Consider the following 18921-nt stretch of genomic DNA (forward strand, 5'->3'; position numbering starts at 1 on the left):
GACTTGATCAAATGACCGTGTGGCAGAAGGTATTGCTCGAAAAATTCCTTGTCGATGAAGGTTAACCCTCTGTGATACGTGCGTGAGTACTCGAACGGCGAGCTGACTCGAACTCGGACTATTTTGCAACGGCATTGCTGCTGGTTCCCTAGAGCATCGTGTTTCGAAGTGCCAGTGGTCAATCCTGATTATTACTGAGTCGTTCGACTTGGACAACTGATCAAAAAAGGCGGTAGCATGGCTACTCTGGGGAGTTCTGAAGACTCGCCCGCGAAGCCAACTAACATGGAGCTAGCTGATGCCAATTTTTGAAGCAGAACATCTACGCCGGGCGTTGATAGGCGGGCGATGGGTGGAGCCGGTGAACGGTGGCATTGAGCACGAAATTATCAATCCGGCGACCGGCGAGGTCTCTGGGGTATTGCTGTTCTCTGACGAGGCGGATGTGAATTTGGCTGCGAAGGCGGCTAGCGACGCCTTCGCAGCATTTTCGAACACGCCCCTGGTTGAGCGACTCCAGATGCTCGAACGCGTGATTGGTGCATACACTGAGCGGTTGCAGGACATGGCGGACGCAATCACTCTAGAGATGGGCGCACCCATGGATGCTATTTCTCGCCCACTTCAGGCGGCGCTGGGACTCTGGCACCTCCATACGACTCTGGAAGTTGCAAAGCAGTATCCGTTCGAACGAACCCAAGGCACTTCGCGGATCGTGAAGGAGCCTGTGGGTGTTTGCGGGTTGATTACGCCATGGAACTGGCCAATGAACCAGGTCATGTGCAAGGTTGCGCCGGCTCTGGTGGCGGGCTGCACAATTGTGTTGAAGCCCAGTCAGAATGCACCGTACTCGGCCATTGTTCTCGCCGAGATCCTTGAGAAGGCCGGCGTACCTCCCGGTGTATTCAATCTCGTACAGGGCTCTGGGCAGCGCTTGGGAAGTGCCATTGCTTCCAGCCCGCTCATTGATATGGTGTCGCTTACCGGGTCGACGAGCGCTGGTGTGGAGGTCGCTCAGGCAGCGGCGACGACGATCAAAAGGGTGACGCTAGAGCTGGGTGGAAAGTCGGCGAACATCATTCTGGATAGCGAAAACTTTCAGCAAGCAGTCACGCATGGGGTGCTCCAGATGATGGCCAATTCCGGTCAGACATGCACGGCGCCATCACGAATGCTGGTGCCAGCGCATCGGCTTGAGGAAGCGGAAGCGATTGCAGCAGCCGCGTGCGGGCAGGTAGTAGTCGGCGACCCGCGCGATCCCAGCACAACAATGGGACCAATGGCGAACCAGCGCCAGCATCAAAAGGTGCAGGAAATGATTCGGGTTGGAATTGAGGAGGGTGCAGTGCTCATCTCGGGCGGGCTCGGCAATCCTTCCGGGCTTGAACGAGGTTACTACGTAAAGCCGACGATCTTCAGCCGCGCAAACAATCGCATGAAAATAGCAACCGAAGAGATTTTCGGCCCTGTATTGGTCCTCATCCCCTATAAAGATGAACCAGATGCTATCGCCATCGCCAACGACTCGCCGTACGGATTGTCCGGCTACGTCTATGGAGACTCGATCGAACAAGCGGAGCGTGTCGCAAGAAAGTTGCGGACCGGAATGGTCCACTTGAACGGCGCGGCAGTTGACATCGCGGCACCATTCGGTGGTTACAAGCAGTCCGGAAATGGACGAGAATGGGGCTACGCCGGCATCGAGGAGTTCCTGGAGACGAAGTCTATGTTCGGCGCGGCGCCGGGCGCCATCAGCTAACTAGAATCGTCGCTGGGTGCCTCTCTCGGGGGGCTCCCAACTGGATGCCGTCGTCCATCTACGCACCGGAAACAAGGTCGAAATGGACTTCAAAAAGCGCCACAGCAGGCCGCGTCGATTTCAAACCTGTACCGTTGAGTTCGAGATGACGGTTGCATACGCCTCCAAAGCTGAACTCGCATTTTTCAGGTTCGTCCCAAGCGTGCGGATATTCAGTTCCGCGTACCAACTATTAAGTAATCCATCGATCAGAACGAGGCTCATTCTAGCTACGGCTTCAATCATGTCGCTGTGGACTTCCACGGCGCACTTGCTGAAGTAAGCCACCGTTCGCTCGACAGACTGGACATAGGTTCTCAAGGCGAAATCGGGTCGATGACGCGCTGCCCACTGGATCAGCTCGGACTGGGCTCGGGCGTATGATGGATTCTGCACGAGCCATTCGACAATCTTGCGCAACTGCCATCCAGCGAGTTCCGCGAAAGACTGAAATGGTCTATCGGCGGTGAGGTCCGTCGCGATACGGTCAAACAGGGATTCGTAAACCGCATCGAACAGATCGTTCTTGGTGTGGAATACATAGTGTAGCGACGCCAGAGGGCAGCCTGCGGCTTGAGCTATTCGCCTCGTGGTGGCTCCCGCAACGCCATGCGTGGCGATGACATCAACGGCAGCGTCAACAAAGTCTTGTCGCCGTAACGCGGCCCTAACTCTTGTCATTGGTAAGCTCCGACACGAAAATCCTCTTCCGCTCACGTCGTACAGGCGTGTAGCGTTCAATCGAGATACATGGTCAGATGACCATCATATTGTAGATTATGTCGGTATTTTGAAAGCTTGTCTATGGCCGAATAGGGATGCGGGTCCCCGAATAGCCACCTCTGTAGTTGCGCATACTACGTCCGCAACATCCGTGCACGGTTGCGGCATTCGTGCGTACGAATGCCGCACGAGAAGGTGCTAGTTAAACCACCGTTTTAAAATTCAATTCGGTACCGTAGGCGGAAATCTTGCAATCCCCCGGATTAAATCCGAGGCTTTTTCTCCAATCATAATCGTCGGAGCGTTCGTATTTGCACCAACTAAAGTCGGCATTATGGAGGCGTCAACGACACGCAAGCCCTCCACTCCCCGAACGCGCAATTGGGAGTCAACGACGGCGAGCTCGTCGTTCCCCATGCGACAGGTTCCCACCGGATGGTAAACGGTGTCGGTTCGCTCACGTAGCAACGCACGAATGTCTTCATCGGATCGCGACCGAGCCTCAAACAGATCCTCCGTCACAAACTCCGACATGGCCGGCGCCGCCATCAGCTGCCGAGTCAACTTGTATCCCTCGACCAGGACATCGAGATCATCCGCATGATCGAGGAATGCCGGGTCGATCAACGGCGCCTCAAGCGGATCCGGGCTTTGCAGCTTGAGCGACCCACGGCTTTTCGGCCTCAACAGGCACACGTGGCAGGAAATACCATGTCCAAACTGCAACTTTCTTCCGTGGTCGTTGACGGGACCAACGACAAAGTGCATCTGAACGTCCGGTCGATCCAGATCGGGACGCGTCTTCAGGAAGGCGCCGCCTTCAGCAAAGTTGGTTGTCATGGTACCGCGCCGTGAATTCCGATATTGCCTGATGTCGCGCAGCGTCTTGATCCCACCGCGTACCGATACACCGAGCGCATCCAGGCTATTCGTTTTATAGCCGACAACGACGTCCGGGTGATCCTGCAAGTTCTCTCCAACGCCCGGGAGATCGGATACGACCTTTATCCCATGACGATGAAGTTCGTCTTTCGGTCCAACGCCGGACAACATCAGCAACTGAGGAGATTGAAGAGCGCCCGCGGAAAGGATCACCTCTTTTTTCGCCCAAACCGTCTCGACACTGCCCGCACGCGAGACTTCGACACCAACGGCCCTTTTTCCATCGAACACAATGCGTCTAACCAGCGCATTGGTCTCCACCGTCAGGTTGTCGCGAGCCTTCATATGTGGGAAAAGATAGGCGCGTGCAGCACTCCAGCGCTCTCCATTCTTCTGGGTCACCTGGTAAATACCGACGCCTTCCTGCTCCGCACCGTTGAAATCGTCCGTGATGGGCAAGCCGCACTGTCGTCCGGCCTCCAGCCAACGTTCCTGAAAAGGATTGCCTGTCCTCAGATCGCTGACCCAAAGCGGGCCACCGCGCCCGTGCCATTCATTGCCAAGACGTTCGTTATGCTCGCTTCGCTTGAAATAAGGGAAGACGTCGTTCCAGGCCCAGCCTTCGTTGCCAAGCTCAGCCCAATCGTCGTAGTCGCAATGATGGCCGCGCGTGTACACCATCGCATTGATCGCAGACGATCCGCCCAACGCCTTGCCTCGCGGCTGGTAGCCGCGTCGTCCCAGCAGCCCCTTTTGGGGAACGGTCTGAAACGCCCAATTGTTCAGCCTGGATGGAATCATCAGCACCAAGGCGGCCGGAACGTTTACTGTCCATCCGTCGCCGGTGCCACCGGCTTCGAAGAGGCACAGCGTCACATCAGTGTCTTCGGTCAAACGCGAAGCCAGCACACTGCCTGCCGATCCGCCACCTACAACAAGATAATCGAATGAATTCTTCACAGGTTTGTGTCCTGAATAGACTACCCAGCGAAGACACGTCAGGTCGGCTCGCGCGTCAAGTCTTGAGTTGATCAGACATGCGAGCATTTCCCACGGCCTGGCTGGCCTTATAAAAGGAGGTCACGACGTACGCACTTGTCACCAGGCCCAAATATTCGCCCGGCTATATTGGCGTCTCCTCCATCCCTTATATTTCGATCTTTCACACTCGTTCACAACTTTCGACCACAAAGTGTGGTGCCGCGGCGAAGCGTACCGACGCGTCGCGCCCTGTCTCAACACAGTCGATAGCTCGGATGGTATCGAGACAAATAACCGGAGCCCTCTCACGAAAGCGTGCACGAACCGATGCCGACGGCGAAAAAGCGCAATCGCCACCGGATGCATTCATTCCGCCCCGCACTTTTCGGCTCCACGGAGGCATTAGGCAATCGGGCACATTCCGCCATGAGACAGGACTGTGGCCGCGTCGGCGACGTTGGAACTCGCCTGCCACGCTGCATGTGGCCACAGAACTGCGAACAGCAGAGTCAAGTCGCTACCGTGAACGTATCAATGGTGCTGCGCACTGCCGAGCATCTTCCGGAAACTCGCGATTCCTTTCTCGATCCATGCCTGGGCGCCCGGGGAGATCCCCCCCATATCGAAGAACCCGTGCAGCATGCCATCACACCTGATCGTTTCTACCTTGACGCCGCTTGCATGAAGCAAGCGACCGTATGCTTCGCCCTCGTCGCGCAGTGGATCGTATTCCGCGGTGAGGATGATCGCCGGAGGCAACCCTGCAAAGTCCTTGGCGAGGATCGGGGCCAGTCGTGCATCCGCCCGGTTTGTACCGTCGAGGACGTAATGTCGATCAAACCAGCCGATCGTATCGAGGTCGAGCAGATAGCCTTCACCGTTTTCCTTGAAGGAAGGAAAATTGGATCGGTCTTGTGCTACCGCCGGATAAATCAGGAACTGAGCGGCAAGCGAAATGCCCTCAGCGTGCAGTTCTTGGGTCACGACGGCCGCAAGATTACCGCCAGCGCTATCTCCGGCAACCGCTACTACATCGTTGCCACCCAGCTCACCAGCGTTTGCGATAACCCATTTGGTCGCGGCTAACGCGTCGTCCGCCGCCGCCGGATACCGATGCTCGGGAGCCAGGCAGTAGTCCACTGAGACGACTACCGCGTTCGCACCACGAGCCAGCTCTCGACAAATATTGTCGTGGGTATCCAGATCACCAATGACAAACCCACCACCGTGAAGATAAATGATCGTCGGCAAATGACGATCTTGAGTCGGACGATAGAGCCGCGCCCGTAGCGATCCAGTCGCGCCGGGAACCGTCAAGTCTTCCACACTATGAATTTCGACCACTGCCCCTGATGCACGAACTGCGTGTGCCAATTGATGCATCAATGCGCGCGCCTCTTCCGGGGTTGACTGCGACAGTGGCTTCGCGCCAGATCCGGCAAAAGCTTCGAGAAAACCAGCGAGATGCAAATCGAGTGCCATAACATTACCTTTTATGCGGACGTTACCGGGAGATCAGCGATATACGAGGACTTCGGAATCCGGGCTCAATTCCGGAAGAGTCTTGCTCTCCTCCTGGTACTCAAAGTGGTGCTGCCACGGCATACGATCGCCCCGCGAGTGCATCTGGTGTTGCGACCGCATAACGTACCCAGCATTGAAGTTATTCGGGTCTGTCCAGGGCAACCGCTGCATGTCGGCGTCTTCGGCTCGCAGGCGCGGCTCCACCGTCTTCGCACCAACCTTGTCCATATGTGCGAGTACACGACAGGTGAATTCACAGATGAGATCAGCGCGGAGCGTCCAGCTCGAACGGTAATATCCGTAGATGAACGCCATATTCGGGATACCCTCGATCATCATTCCTCGATATGAGACCCGCCTGGTCATGTCGACTGGATCTCCGTCGACGTGAAAAGCGATCTGGCCAAAAGCACTCATGTCGAAGCCGGTCGCCGTCACGACGATATCCGCCTGCAGATGTTCGCCGGAGGCCAATGTAATGCCGTTCTCGTCGAATGACTCGATCGTGTCCGTCACTACGGATGCTTTCCCGTCACGAATAGCCGCGAAGAGGTCTCCCTCCGGGATTGCAGCAACTCGCTGCTGCCACGGGCGATAGCCAGGGTTGAAGTGCTTGTCGACGTCAAAACCTTCCGGCAATTGTTGGCGAGTCTCGTTGATCAGCCAATCGCGAACAGCGTCCGGGTTCGCTGCGGACAGGTTGATCAGGTCGAACGTCTGCTTCAGGTGCGCACGCCGCAGAATTTCCGCACGCCACTCCTCCGGAACGTCAAGTTCGCGAAGCGGCGCGTCCAGTTGGTGGGTCCATGGAACGGATGTGAAGAAGGTGGGTGACCGCTGAAGCATCGTCACGTGCGCTGCGGTTTTGGCCATCGCCGGAATCAACGTTGCAGCGGTAGCCCCCGAGCCAATCACGACCACCCGCTTTCCGGCATAGTCGAGGTCCTCGGGCCAGTGCTGCGGATGAACAATCGTTCCCTTGTAACGATCGAACCCGTTCCACTTAGGCGTAAAGCCCTGACGATGGTCGTAGTATCCCGCCCCGAGCCACAAAAAGTCGGTAGTCATCGAGAAGCGTTCACCCGTATCGTTTCGCGATACTTCGACAGTCCAGCGCTTTTGTTCACTCGACCAGCCCACCGTGTGAACACGATGCCCGTAGCGGATCGTCGAACCGAGGTCATATTCGTCAATGACATCTCCGAGATAGCCATGGATCTCATCCGCCGTGGCGATCGAGCGGCCACTCCACGGACGGAATCCGTACGCATATGTATACAGGTCGCTGTCGGAGCGCGCCCCTGGGTAACGATGGGTCCACCAAGTACCGCCGAATCCCTCCATCGCTTCCAGAATGGCGAACGAGCGATCCGGCAAATGCATGCGGAGATGGCATGCCGCATCAATGCCGGATATCCCGGCCCCAATGATTAGTACTTCTACGTGCTCGGTCGAACATGAATCCGTTTGATTCTTAGCCATGAGATCTCTCCACTGACCAGTTATTGAAAATATCTGTAACGCCACCCTAACCAATCATTTGACTTGTTCATTTGACTACGTTAGCGTTGAGTTCCCCATACATAGATCGGCGACAACTCGCCGACCCAACGGGAAACGCCCCCGCGGTAGGTCATCCATGCGCGCCTCGGTTCGACCGGTCACTTCCGACATGATCATTTGACCAAGTTCCAGTGTTCCCAGTCTCATGCAGTCGAAGGACAATTTGAATAAGGGGTTTCCATTACACAATCGGTTGCGAATGTTGCAACGGCGTTATAAGGTGCGTAGCACGCCAGATACCAGGCCGCACCAGCCGTTGTTTCGCTCTTTCCGTGTTCAGCGCCCCCTCCCCGACTGACTGGCAGCCAGTCTGGATTGCCTCTGCACCGGAAGTGGGGCCAAGGTACCTCGCGAAACTGCCGCCCCACGACGGACGTTTCTCGTCCCTTCATTCCTGTGCAAGATCGGATAAACGCGATGGGCCGCGGCTCGACCTCGATGGCATCGGATCCCGACGATGACGTGAGTTCTTCGGTGCCCACAACTCTCGCCGGAGGATCGTTCCGACGTTGCTCGTTGGCAGGCGTCGAGAAGCTCGATGCTTTTCGTTCGTTTGTAATCAGTAAGTTAGTCTTTACAGAACGCCATCAAATCTTCGGAAGCCCCGGGACATCATTGAATCTGCCTTGTTTCGGCGAGCCGCCGAACAAAGGAAACTGCGCGTTCTAGTAGATATCTCGCTGCCGCGATATTGCGGGCTGCGGTGACGATGCCATGGTGATGCCCAGGAAGATGATGATGCTCGACATTGCTTCCGGCTCGTGCCGCGCACGACGCGTAGGCAATGCCCTCGTCGCATAGTGGGTCCAGCCCCATCGTTGCAATGAACATCGGCGGCTGTCGCCGACCTTCGGCATACAGCAGCGGCGACAGGCGCGGAAGATCAAACGGAACACCAGCCGGCACGTAGTGATTCCGGAACCAAAGCATCGATTCAGCCACAAGCGGAAATCCACCTTGAATACGCTGATATGACGGGAACATCGCCGTCAGGTCCGTCACCGGATAAAACAAGATCTGCCCGATGACCGTGGATCCAACCGTCGAGGCCGCATTAGCGATAATGGTCGCAATATTGCCGCCGGCGCTGTCGCCCGCCAGGATCACCCGAGACGCGTTAATAGAGAGCGCAGGGGCGTTGGCGATCAAGTAGTCCAATGCCTGCTCGCAGTCTTCGAGTGGGACTGGCCACTGGCGCTCCGGCGCTCGGCGGTACTCCACCGAGGCGACACGGCATTGGCTATGCCGCGCGAGATGGCGGCAGATGCCGTCATGCGTGTCCACGCTCCCGATCACCCACCCGCCTCCGTGAATGAAGACTACAAGTGGATTTTCGTCGTTGGCCTCCCCGTCGCGCGGACGATAGAGCCGTACGCGAATGCTGCCGTCCGCCACGGGAACGGACATGTCCTCATGGACAACGGTCTCATCGCACGCAATGCCGTTCATTTCGCACGCGCGCACGAAGTTCACGCGCGACTGGTCTACGGAAAAGCTACCGTAATGCAGTCCGCCCAGTTCGCGGAACGCCCGAACGGCGTCCCGGGCATCTTCGGAAACCTCCGTCAGCGGCAACCAGTGCACTGATGTCATGTGCACCCCCGGTCAGATCGCACCGAACGCGCTGTGATCCCATCGTGTCACAGTGCGGTATTCGTCCACTGTGCCAGCCCAGTTGTTGATCACCTTGCCCTTTGCGTTCTTGTACCAACTTGAGCAGCCCGCCGAAAACGCAGAGCCGGCCATCGCTGACTGTAGCCTGCTGTTGTATTCGTCAAACACCGCCCTATCGACGTCTACTGCCCTCACGCCAGCTGCAGCCAAGCCACCGATCGCGTCGATGATGTAGTTTTGCTGGATCTCGAGCATCGAAACGATGGAGTTGTGGTTCAGATTCGTATTCGGCCCATACAACATGAACATGTTCGGAAAGCCCGGCACCGTCATGCCAAGATAGGCTTCCGGGCCATCTTCCCATGCCTGCGCCAACGTGCCATCCGTCCCGCGAATTTGCAGGCTACCCTGGAATGCCTGACTCTCGAATCCCGTTCCGAACACGACTACATCGAACGGGAGAAAACGCCCGTCCCTGGTCTGGATACCGTCCTCGACAAAAGCCTCTACGCCCGCCGTCTCCAACGAGACGTTCTCGCGCATAAGAGCTGGATAGTAGTCATCCGATCGCAGAATTCGCTTGCAGGCGTATTCGTAATCCGGCGTTAGCTGCTCGCGAAGTACCGCGTCCGGCACCTGCCGATGAAGGTGCGCCAAAGCCAAACTCTTGCCTTCCGTCTGCGCGTCGGTACCGATACGTGTGCGCTCGAACCCTGCTTCACGGAATGCATGCAACGATTTCCTGCTTTCCTCAAAGAGATGGGGCTCACGCTCGAATGTATCGAGTTGCTCCATCGAGAAGACGATCTGATTGCGTGGCATGATCCAGTTTGCGCTTCGCTGGAACACAGTAAGGTTCTCGACCTTCGGCGCGATTTCCGGCACATACTGCACAGCGCTTGCGGCGTTTCCGATGCTTGCAACACGCTTGCCACTCAAATTCACATCATGCCGCCACTGCGCGGAGTGGAAATAGTCTCCCTTGAAGCTCGCCAGGCCGCGAATCGCGGGAATCATCGGACGGTTGAGCTGACCCCACGCCGGCACGAAGTAACGAGCGGTCAAACGCGAACCATCGGCCAGCTCGAACCGCCAAAGGCTCGCGCTCACATCCCAGTCAGCACTGCGAATCTCGCTGTTGAACCGCAGGTGTTCTGCCAAGTTGAACCGCGTGGCAAGCGAATTCAAATAATTGAGCAACTCATCCCTGCCCGCATACATGGCACTCACGCGTAGATGCGGATGGAAGCTGTAGCAATACAGATGCGACTCCGTATCGCATGCCGCGCCGGGATACGAATTATCAAGCCAGACGCCGCCGAGTTCGGGACGCTTCTCCAGGACGACAAAGTCGTCGATGCCCGCGATTTTCATGCGAGCAGCCATTCCTAGGCCTCCGAACCCGGCACCCAGAATGACGACCTCGTGGTGCTCAATCCTTTCTACATTGTTCATGATGCGCTCTCAATATTAACGTTACGGCGACCACAGAATTGCCTGCCCCGGTTCAATAAGCTTGTTCATACAGGCGCAATGCGTCTGATTCCGTGACAACAACTGGATTGTTCAACAGCAAGCGCTGCTGCTTCATGGCATCTGCCGCCAAGGTAGGCAGACTCGAACGCGGCACATCCATGTCGCGGAGACGGCGCGGAGCGCCGGATCGGTCCATCAGGTCATCCATAAATCCGATGAGCGCGGCCGCGCCTTCTGCCACGTTAGCTTTTCCACCCGCACCTACGACGTCTGCCAATTCCGAATATTGCAAAACTGCCGCTTCGGCGTTGAAACGCAGCACCGGTGCAAGCATCAATGCGTTGGACAAACCATGCGGGATATGGAAATGACCTCCCAGCGGATACGCAAGTGCATGGACCGCGGCCACAGGTGCATTGGCGAAGGCCTGGCCCGCAAGAGTAGCCCCCAGTAGCATTGCCTCGCGCGCGCGCTGGTCCTGGCCATTTTCACAAGCCGGGATCAGATTGCATGCCAGCAATCGCAATGCTTCACGCGCCAGGGCGTCGGAGATAGCATTCTTCTTGTGCTTGCTGGTATAGGCCTCAATAGCGTGGACCATCGCGTCGATGCCTGTTGCAGCGGTATGACTGCGCGGCAGACCAACCGTCAGTTCGGCATCCAGAATTACCCTGTCGGCATACAGTTGACGTGCGACGATCCCCATCTTATTTGTTTCGTTAACCGAAACGATGGAGATGTTAGTGACTTCGGACCCGGTACCAGCCGTGGTAGGGATTTGCACCAATGGCAGGCGCACACCCTGAACGTTGCCAATTCCGTACATTTCTGCCAGCGATTGCTGTGAGACGGTGAGAACGGCGACCAGTTTTGCGATGTCCATCGACGACCCACCACCCAGGCCAATAACAACGTCAACCTCGGCACTGCGCGCGAACTCGACACAGCGCGATACCACGCTCTCTGGTGGGTCCGCCACGACCTCGTCAAAAACTGCTACACGGAATCCCCCGGCCGCCAGCGACTCTTTCGCCGGCTCCAGCACGCCGGCCTTGTGCAGGCCCGCGTCGGTAACAATCAGAACATTACGTCGATCGGTCCATGCCGCCATCACTTGACCCAAGCGACGTACACAGCCCCATTCCTGGAGAATTGACGGAACGGTTTCGAAGAGCATCGACTGCGGGAACATTTTCATTGACATTTCCTTCATGCCGACGTTGGCAGTTAGATCTGGGCACACATGTACTTGATCTCCAGATATTCCTCGATTCCATAACGGGAACCCTCACGGCCAAGGCCAGATTGCTTTACCCCGCCGAACGGCGCGACCTCGTTGGAAATCACACCAGTATTCAGGCCAACCATGCCGTACTCGAGTGCCTCACCTACCCGCCAGATGCGACCATGGTCGCGTGTATAGAGATAGGCTGCCAGTCCGTACTCAGTGTCGTTGGCCATCGCGATCGCCTCTGCCTCGTCGTCGAAACGGAACACCGGACCGACGGGTCCGAAGAGCTCCTCGCGCGCGAGACGCATGGCCGGCGTCGCATCGGAAATAACCGTCGGCTCGAAAAACGTTCCGCCAAGCCGATGACCTTTCCCGCCCGTGACAATTCGTGCGCCCTTGGCTACAGCGTCGTCAATCAGCTGGCTCAGGTGGTCACAGGCCGACTTCTGAATCAGCGGCCCCTGTTGTACCCCGGGTTCCATGCCGTTTCCTACGCTGAGCCCCTGAACTCGCCGGGCGAGCGCGTCGACGAAACGATCATGAATGCCTGCCTGAACAAGGAAGCGATTCGCGCAAACACAGGTTTGACCACTATTCCGGTATTTCGACGCCATGGCACCTTCGATCGCTGCGTCGAGATCTGCATCGTCAAATACGATAAAGGGTGCGTTACCACCAAGTTCGAGAGAAAGTCGCTTGATCGTTTCGGACGATTGGCTCATGAGTACACGGCCGACTTCCGTTGAACCGGTAAACGATAGCTTGCGCACAATCGGGCTAGCCGTGAGGACCGTCCCAATCTCGCGCGACGGACCACACACGACCTGGAACACACCGGCCGGAATTCCGGCTCGCTCAGCCAGTACGGCAAGCGCAAGCGCGGTCAGCGGAGTCAGGTCTGCCGGGCGCACGATGATGGAACAACCCGCCGCCAGTGCGGGAGCAACCTTACGCGTGATCATCGCGGCAGGAAAATTCCACGGTGTAATCGCGGCGCAAACGCCGATCGGCTGACGAATGACAAGGATCCGCTTGTCACCTTGCGGGTGAGGAATGACGTCACCATATACACGTTTCGCTTCTTCGGCGAACCACTCCACGAAAGAAGCTGCATACATGATTTCGCCGCGTGCTTCCACCAGCGGCTTGCCTTGCTCCGACGTCATGATGAATGCGAGGTCGTTGGCATTCGCAATTATCAAGTCGTACCACGCGCGCAATATCCTCGCGCGCTCGTGGCTAGTCCGTTTCTGCCAGCCCTCTTGTGCAAGCGCCGATGATGCAATGGCTTTCTCGACCTCTCCGGCGCCAAGACTGGCGACGCGAGCCAAGATTTCACCCGTGGCTGGATTCGTTACGGGAAACGAACGACCATCCGTGCCCCCCTCCCATCCCGACGCAAGCCAGGCACGCGTCTCCAGCAAGGAGCCGTCTCGCAGTTGGGCGCATAGCGCCGAAGGTACAGTCGCCTGGTTCATCCTGTCTCACTCTGTATGGTGAAAATGAACAGCGTCGATTCCATTGGTCCTCAGTTCGAGATTCCAAAAAATAGACACTCGTTCTTTCTTATAGCTCTCGTGGGTGGCGTCGCATTGCATCCACAAGAACCGTCTGTAGAAATCCGTGTCACTCAACCAGGCGCTTTCAGCGAACCGTCGAAAACTGCTCAGGCGTTGAATGCGAGAGTGTCTTCCCCCTCTCGTAAGGTTTCGTACGAGATCCGATGCTGATTCACGCCAAATCCCTCGCCCCTAGCTTTCGCTAAAGATTGCACTGCGCGGAAGAAACCGCCCTCACTATAGGGGCGCCTCACGAATTGGGGATATAGCAGGCATTAATGTCAATTGACATGGTCATTTGACCACAAACAAAAATTCGCGGCAACTTAGTAGTTCCACGGGCTGCAGGTCAGGATCTGTCGACGCCGTTCTTGTACAGCAGGTCGGATAGCAGCTGACCGATCAGCAGCACCAGCGCGTTCAGCGCATGCTAGTTCACCGGCGCCGTCTCGACCATCGCATACAACTGACGTGGCTCGATCCCGTAGCACGTGCGGTTGTCGAACCGCAGCTTCGTCAGGCCGTACGGCTCCTGCGCGGTTCTTACGAGAATACGATGCGCGAGTCTGGTCGATAGGACCACACCTGCAGGCCCGGTCAACCCGAGGCATGGCATGCACCCGGCTCCCAGCTTCCCGCCCTTGACCCGCGACAGTAGCCGATAGCGGGCGCGCATCAAGGGGCGAGGGACCGTGTTGCCCGCACCCCTCCCTCGCCTTTTTCCTTGACACACGCCCGCTATCGGCTCCTCCAGTCGCACGGGCGGGAACCCGGGAGCAGGCGGTAGCAACGCCAACCCCGAGTTCCACCGGGAAGTGCCCAGCCTCAATAGCAAAGCACCTCCTCTCGCCCGGTTCAGGTCCTCAACCTTGACTGTGGAGATTGCCATGCAACTCGCTTCCTCTTTCCATTACGGGTCCCCGATGCTTCGCGCTGACTCGCCGCTTTCGGACGACCAGATTCGCCACGTTGCCCCTTCCATCTTCGCGGACGGCAAGCACGAAAGCCGCTCCGAGCGCTACACCTACATTCCCACCATCGATGTGCTCCGCGGCCTGCGCAACGAAGGCTTTCAGCCGTTCATGATCTGCCAGACCCGCGTACGCGATCAGGGCAAGCGCGGATTCACCAAACACATGCTGCGCCTTCGCCACGCCGACCAGATCTCCGGCGAGGAAGCCGACGAAATCGTGCTGCTGAACTCGCACGACGGCACCAGCACTTACCAGATGCTGGCGGGCACATTCCGGTTTGTCTGCCAGAACGGCATGGTCGCGGGCGAGAACATCGCCGATATGCGCGTGCCACACAAAGGCAACGTCATCCAGAACGTGATCAATGGCGCTTTCGACGTCCTTGAGGGCTTCGACCTGATCCGCGAGCAGAAGGAAGGCATGCGCGCCATGACGCTCGATCGCGATGAACAACAGGCGTTCGCCCGATCCGCACTCGCGTTGCGTTACGACCCGACCGATGCCGAAGCGCCCGCACCCATTACCGGAAGCCAGTTGCTTTCCCCGCGTCGCTTCGAGGATCGCCGCGATGACCTCTGGACCGTGTTTAACCGGGTGCAGGAAAACCTGACGAAGGGTGGACTGCACGGTCGCTCGCGGTCAGGCCGCGCGATGTCCACGCGACCCATCACCGGCATCGACCAGAACGTGAAGCTCAACCGCGCCCTCTGGATGCTCGCTGAAACCATGCGCCAGCTGAAGGCGTAACGACCTAGCGGCGGCGCACCCACGCCGCCCCGTTGCCAGCCCTTGCGCCACGACGCCCTCCGGGTCACGTTCCGGCGCGTTCACATAGCACTGGCCCGGCACCTTGTTTCCGACTCTGGAGTCCATCATGCAAGCCCAAACTGTCGAAACTGTCACCGTCTCCGTTGACGCAGACGAATCCACCACCGCACTCGAAACCAATTTCGGCAACGAGCAACCGGTCGCGACCGTGCCGTATTCCAGTCTGCAGCGGTCGCCACTGAACGCCCGCACGAAATCACTGGCAGGTATCCCTGGACTTGCCGCCAACATTCGCGCAAAAGGGCTGCTGCAAAACCTCGTCGTCCACGAGATCAAGGGGTCTCGCGGGAAACACCGCAAATATGGCGTTTGCGCGGGTCAGCGCCGGGAAGCTGCGCTCGACCTGCTGTTCGAGCAAAAGCACATCAGTGCCGACTACCCCGTGCCTGTGCGGGTCGTCAGCGAGGGCGAAGCGCTCGCCGTTTCACTGATCGAGAACAGCGAACGCGAAGGGCTCGATCCTTTCGACGTGCTCCGCGCATACCGGATGCTGGCTGAGGAAGGCCGCAGCGTCAATTACATCGCCGCGCTTTTTTCCGCCTCGCCCATCACGGTCAAACGGCGCATGAAGCTCGCCAACTTGTCGCCCAGGCTGCTCGCGCTGCTGCGCGAGGATGCGATCACGCTCGACCAGCTTGCCGCGCTCGCCCTGGCGGACGACCACGACACCCAGGAGCGCCTCTGGTTTGAGGCAAACGAGTCGCAGCGTCAGCCGCACTATCTGCGGCAGGCGATCACGCGCGCCGAGATCGACGCGAGCCGCAGCCGTCTTGTGCGTTTCGTCGGCCTCACCGCCTACGAAGATGCTGGCGGGTACGTCCGTCGGGATCTGTTCAGTGACGAGGAAAACGCGGGCTACATTGCCGACGCTGATCTGCTGCAACGCCTCGTCGCAGCGAAGCTCGACGCAGCCGCCGAGGAAGTCTGCGCCGAAGGCTGGGGTTGGGTCGAAACGCGTATCGAGCGCGACGTGCTGGAACTGAACCGCTTCGGCAAATTGAAACCAGTCCAGCGCCTATACACGGAGGACGAGCAACGCGACATCGACGCGCTCTCGGCGCAGTACGACGGGCTGGAAAAAAACCTCGAAGCATTGTCGGAGGACGATGAAAACGCCTACGAGGAAGCCGAACGCCTCGACGCTGAAATCGGGCGCGTCAACACCGCAATCATGGCGTTCGAAGGCCGCACCATGGTCTGGGAGGCATCACAGATGGCTGAGGCCGGCGCGTGCGTGATCGTCGGACCAAAGGGCGAACTGGTCATCGAGCGCGGCCTCATGCGACGGGACACCACGGCGGCACTCGACACGTCAGGCGCGACCATGTCCGGTACGCCGGAAGCCGACGCCCCCGACAGAGCGGGCTCGTCGGCTTCGAAGATGAAGCCCGTCCACAGCGCGAAGCTCTGCCAGCGGCTGACCGCGCACCGCACCGCCGCCATCCACGCTGAACTGGTCACGCAACCCACCGTCGCGCTGGCGGCCCTGCTGCAACACCTGATCCCGCACGCGCTGCCCGGGCACTTTGCCTTTACGACCACGCTTGACTATCTGACGCTGTCCGGCAGGAACAATCACGACAGTCTGCTGCACGCAGCCGACGACCTGCCCACCAGCCCCGCATGGAACGCCATCGAAACCCAACGCGCGCGATGGATCGCAGAACTGCCGGCGAAACGCCCTGATCTGCTCCCGTGGCTGATCCGCCAGGACCCCGGCACGACGTTGCTTGACCTGCTCGCGTTCTGCACCGGCACGCTGCTCGACGGCATCGAAGGCGAGGAAACGCCGCATGCGATCAACGCGCTCACAGATGCGCTGAACCTCGACATGGCCCGGTACTGGACGCCGACCCGTGCCACGTATTTTGATCACGTCAGCAAGGCGCGCATCGCGGAAGTCGTGTCCGCTGTTGTGTCTCCGAAGGTCGCCGCCGATATCGCAAAGATGAAAAAAGCCGACGCCGCTGCCGCCGCCGAACTCCGCCTCGCCAGAATCCCGTGGGTTCCTGAAATCCTCACCGACCGCGATTCCGGCCACGCCCTCGTGGGCTGTCGGCCAGGATGACGCGGACGACGCCGATGCGGGAGAAAACGGTGAGGAAGCACCAGAGGACGAGGCCCCTATTGCAGGATCGAATCCCGGCAATGGCGACAAGGAATTCGACAACACCTCTCCTGACGCGGAAATGCCAAACGCTACCCACACCGCGCAGCCGCCGTGGCCCTTCCCGACCGGCGAGACGCTGAACGCGGCGCAAGCTGACCCAAGCGCAAAGTGAGTTTCGTCCATAGCCTCGGACGCGCGGCAGCAGACGACAGTGCCATCAGGGCCTGCCGTCTGCCTGCGAGAACCGCGACGCATGACAGTCCGAGCTCGCCACATGACGTCCCATCTGCCAGTCTGTAACGCCACCGGCAACCAGTAGGAGGCAAAGAACGGCACCGCCCACCAGCAACATGCAACGCATCGAACGCGCGAACCGCTCTTCCATGCGGGTCGCCATCCCCTCCACGCGCGCCGCCGTTGTATCAACCGCCCGCTCGAAGGCGTCAAGCTTGACGCCCAGCCGCTCGCGCTGCTCACGCGCTGACACTGTCGCCGCGCCGATCAGCCGGTTACCTGCCGAACGCGCGACCTGATTCGACAGGCGCCCGATCAGACCCGTCACCGCAGCCTCATTGAGACTTGCCAGTGCGGCCCGGTAGCGGGCCTCATGTTCCTGAATCAGGTTTTCCGCCAACTGGATCGTCGCTTTGCACCGCTCAAGCGCTTCGCGATGCTGCTGCATCAGGGCATCTTTTGCGCCGCCAGTTTCCCGGCGCGCGGCTTCGACGCTACCCTCCCCCGCCCACCTGATGCGTTCTGGCATGGCTTCATAAAGACGCGCGTAGTATTCGAGCACGGCAATTACCGACCATAGCGCGTCATTGTCATGCAGACTCAGTGCGCCCGACACCCGGCGCATGCGGGCGAGGCTGACCTCGTCGGGAACATCGCCGGAGACTTCGTGAAAAAGGCGGATGAGCGGGTCGACTGAACTCTGATGCCTATTGCTCATGAACCGCCCGGTCGACATCGATGACCTTCGAGAACATCGCGTCGCACAGCGCCCGCCAGCGAAAGAGTTCCGCACGTTGCCCGATATGCATGGACTCCGCCGCCCTGCGAATCGAGATACGCTGACTACGCAGTTCGTCCGCGACACGATCCGCAAGGTCGGGGAAATCCAGCGACTGGCCCTGGGCCTCGACGGCCCTGCGGAGCTTCGACTCACGGTACAGCATGAACTTGTCCGGAGTGCCGAAGTAACCATTGCGCACGACATGCGTGAGCGCACGCGGGAAAGTCTCGCCAAACTCGAGCAGCAGTTCGAGACTGTCACGCTGTCGGTTGATGACCCATAGCACGACGAGACGCCGGGCCAGGTCATCCAGGGTGCTGGCGAGCGTCCCTCCGTATCGGGCAACGCCTGCCTGACTTCGCGCCGCCGTATTGACGATGACAGTCGCATCCCGATGCACGTCGCAGAAATTTACGAAATCAATCCAGCCCCCCGCCTCATCCAGATCACACGAAGCGCATTCGATTTCGTCATGGACGGCTTTCATGACATCGGGATTGGACGTGTCCGTCTCCACCAGGACAACGTGGACATCCGTACGCCGGAGATATTCAACCAACGCCAGCGTAACGAAACTCTTGCCAACGCCACCCTTGCTGCCACCGACCATATAGATAGAAGGATTTTCCATTGCCATTTCATA

12 protein-coding genes and 1 pseudogene are annotated in these 18921 nt (G+C 58.6%); 3 read left to right on the forward strand and 10 right to left on the reverse strand.

Annotated features, from left to right (window positions below; all coding sequences use genetic code 11):
• The first annotated feature begins 298 nt into the window (after window positions 1-298).
• The gene (locus tag P5W98_RS18660; RefSeq protein WP_421026574.1) at window positions 299-1759 is read left to right on the forward strand and encodes an aldehyde dehydrogenase family protein; all 1461 of its coding nucleotides are present in this window, start codon (window positions 299-301) and stop codon (window positions 1757-1759) included.
• Window positions 1760-1879: 120 nt separating this feature from the next.
• Here P5W98_RS18660 and P5W98_RS18665 read toward each other — a convergent pair whose 3' ends face one another.
• The 8 genes from P5W98_RS18665 to P5W98_RS18700 form a co-directional block, all read right to left on the reverse strand.
• Complete coding sequence (locus P5W98_RS18665; protein ID WP_421026573.1) at window positions 1880-2479, reverse strand: TetR/AcrR family transcriptional regulator; 600 nt, start codon at window positions 2477-2479, stop codon at window positions 1880-1882.
• 264 nt (window positions 2480-2743) lie between these two features.
• Window positions 2744-4363 carry a GMC family oxidoreductase gene (locus tag P5W98_RS18670; RefSeq protein ID WP_421026572.1) on the reverse strand — a complete coding sequence of 540 codons (1620 nt, stop codon included), beginning with the start codon at window positions 4361-4363 and terminating at the stop codon, window positions 2744-2746.
• A 552-nt stretch (window positions 4364-4915) separates the two neighbouring features.
• Window positions 4916-5866 carry an alpha/beta hydrolase gene (locus tag P5W98_RS18675; RefSeq protein ID WP_421026571.1) on the reverse strand — a complete coding sequence of 317 codons (951 nt, stop codon included), beginning with the start codon at window positions 5864-5866 and terminating at the stop codon, window positions 4916-4918.
• Between the two features lie 33 nt (window positions 5867-5899).
• A complete protein-coding gene (locus P5W98_RS18680; protein ID WP_421026570.1) occupies window positions 5900-7390 on the reverse strand; it encodes a flavin-containing monooxygenase in 1491 nt (496 codons plus the stop codon).
• Window positions 7391-8083: 693 nt separating this feature from the next.
• Window positions 8084-9064 carry an alpha/beta hydrolase gene (locus P5W98_RS18685; RefSeq protein WP_421026569.1) on the reverse strand — a complete coding sequence of 327 codons (981 nt, stop codon included), beginning with the start codon at window positions 9062-9064 and terminating at the stop codon, window positions 8084-8086.
• A gap of 12 nt (window positions 9065-9076) precedes the next feature.
• Window positions 9077-10540 carry a flavin-containing monooxygenase gene (locus P5W98_RS18690; protein ID WP_421026568.1) on the reverse strand — a complete coding sequence of 488 codons (1464 nt, stop codon included), beginning with the start codon at window positions 10538-10540 and terminating at the stop codon, window positions 9077-9079.
• Between the two features lie 52 nt (window positions 10541-10592).
• A complete protein-coding gene (locus tag P5W98_RS18695) occupies window positions 10593-11759 on the reverse strand; it encodes an iron-containing alcohol dehydrogenase (RefSeq protein WP_421026567.1) in 1167 nt (388 codons plus the stop codon).
• Window positions 11760-11788: 29 nt separating this feature from the next.
• Window positions 11789-13270, reverse strand: coding sequence for an NAD-dependent succinate-semialdehyde dehydrogenase (locus P5W98_RS18700; RefSeq protein WP_421026566.1), 1482 nt, complete (start codon window positions 13268-13270; stop codon window positions 11789-11791).
• Between the two features lie 968 nt (window positions 13271-14238).
• On the opposite strand from P5W98_RS18700, the gene P5W98_RS18705 reads away from it, so the two are divergent.
• On the forward strand, window positions 14239-15072 hold the full coding sequence (locus P5W98_RS18705) for a DUF932 domain-containing protein (RefSeq protein ID WP_421026565.1): 834 nt from the start codon (window positions 14239-14241) through the stop codon (window positions 15070-15072).
• 127 nt (window positions 15073-15199) lie between these two features.
• Window positions 15200-17435, forward strand: a pseudogene (locus P5W98_RS18710) (ParB/RepB/Spo0J family partition protein).
• Window positions 17436-17480: 45 nt separating this feature from the next.
• On the opposite strand, the gene P5W98_RS18715 reads toward P5W98_RS18710, so the two are convergent.
• Complete coding sequence (locus tag P5W98_RS18715; RefSeq protein ID WP_421026564.1) at window positions 17481-18215, reverse strand: hypothetical protein; 735 nt, start codon at window positions 18213-18215, stop codon at window positions 17481-17483.
• A complete protein-coding gene (locus P5W98_RS18720; RefSeq protein WP_421026563.1) occupies window positions 18205-18915 on the reverse strand; it encodes a protein mobD in 711 nt (236 codons plus the stop codon). Before P5W98_RS18720 ends, P5W98_RS18715 begins: the two co-directional genes overlap by 11 nt.
• Window positions 18916-18921 lie beyond the last annotated feature (6 nt).

Source organism: Paraburkholderia sp. A1BS-2L (assembly GCF_051125205.1).
Lineage (GTDB): Bacteria > Pseudomonadota > Gammaproteobacteria > Burkholderiales > Burkholderiaceae > Paraburkholderia.

Bases quoted from the DNA above. Each gene is read 5' to 3' on its own strand.
- P5W98_RS18660 (WP_421026574.1), top strand. From the start codon at position 299: ATGCCAATTTTTGAAGCAGAACATCTACGCCGGGCGTTGATAGGCGGG.
- P5W98_RS18665 (WP_421026573.1), bottom strand. From the start codon at position 2,479: ATGACAAGAGTTAGGGCCGCGTTACGGCGACAAGACTTTGTTGACGCT.
- P5W98_RS18675 (WP_421026571.1), bottom strand. From the start codon at position 5,866: ATGGCACTCGATTTGCATCTCGCTGGTTTTCTCGAAGCTTTTGCCGGA.
- P5W98_RS18680 (WP_421026570.1), bottom strand. From the start codon at position 7,390: ATGGCTAAGAATCAAACGGATTCATGTTCGACCGAGCACGTAGAAGTA.
- P5W98_RS18685 (WP_421026569.1), bottom strand. From the start codon at position 9,064: ATGACATCAGTGCACTGGTTGCCGCTGACGGAGGTTTCCGAAGATGCC.
- P5W98_RS18690 (WP_421026568.1), bottom strand. From the start codon at position 10,540: ATGAACAATGTAGAAAGGATTGAGCACCACGAGGTCGTCATTCTGGGT.
- P5W98_RS18695 (WP_421026567.1), bottom strand. From the start codon at position 11,759: ATGAAAATGTTCCCGCAGTCGATGCTCTTCGAAACCGTTCCGTCAATT.
- P5W98_RS18700 (WP_421026566.1), bottom strand. From the start codon at position 13,270: ATGAACCAGGCGACTGTACCTTCGGCGCTATGCGCCCAACTGCGAGAC.
- P5W98_RS18705 (WP_421026565.1), top strand. From the start codon at position 14,239: ATGCAACTCGCTTCCTCTTTCCATTACGGGTCCCCGATGCTTCGCGCT.
- P5W98_RS18715 (WP_421026564.1), bottom strand. From the start codon at position 18,215: ATGAGCAATAGGCATCAGAGTTCAGTCGACCCGCTCATCCGCCTTTTT.
- P5W98_RS18720 (WP_421026563.1), bottom strand. From the start codon at position 18,915: ATGGCAATGGAAAATCCTTCTATCTATATGGTCGGTGGCAGCAAGGGT.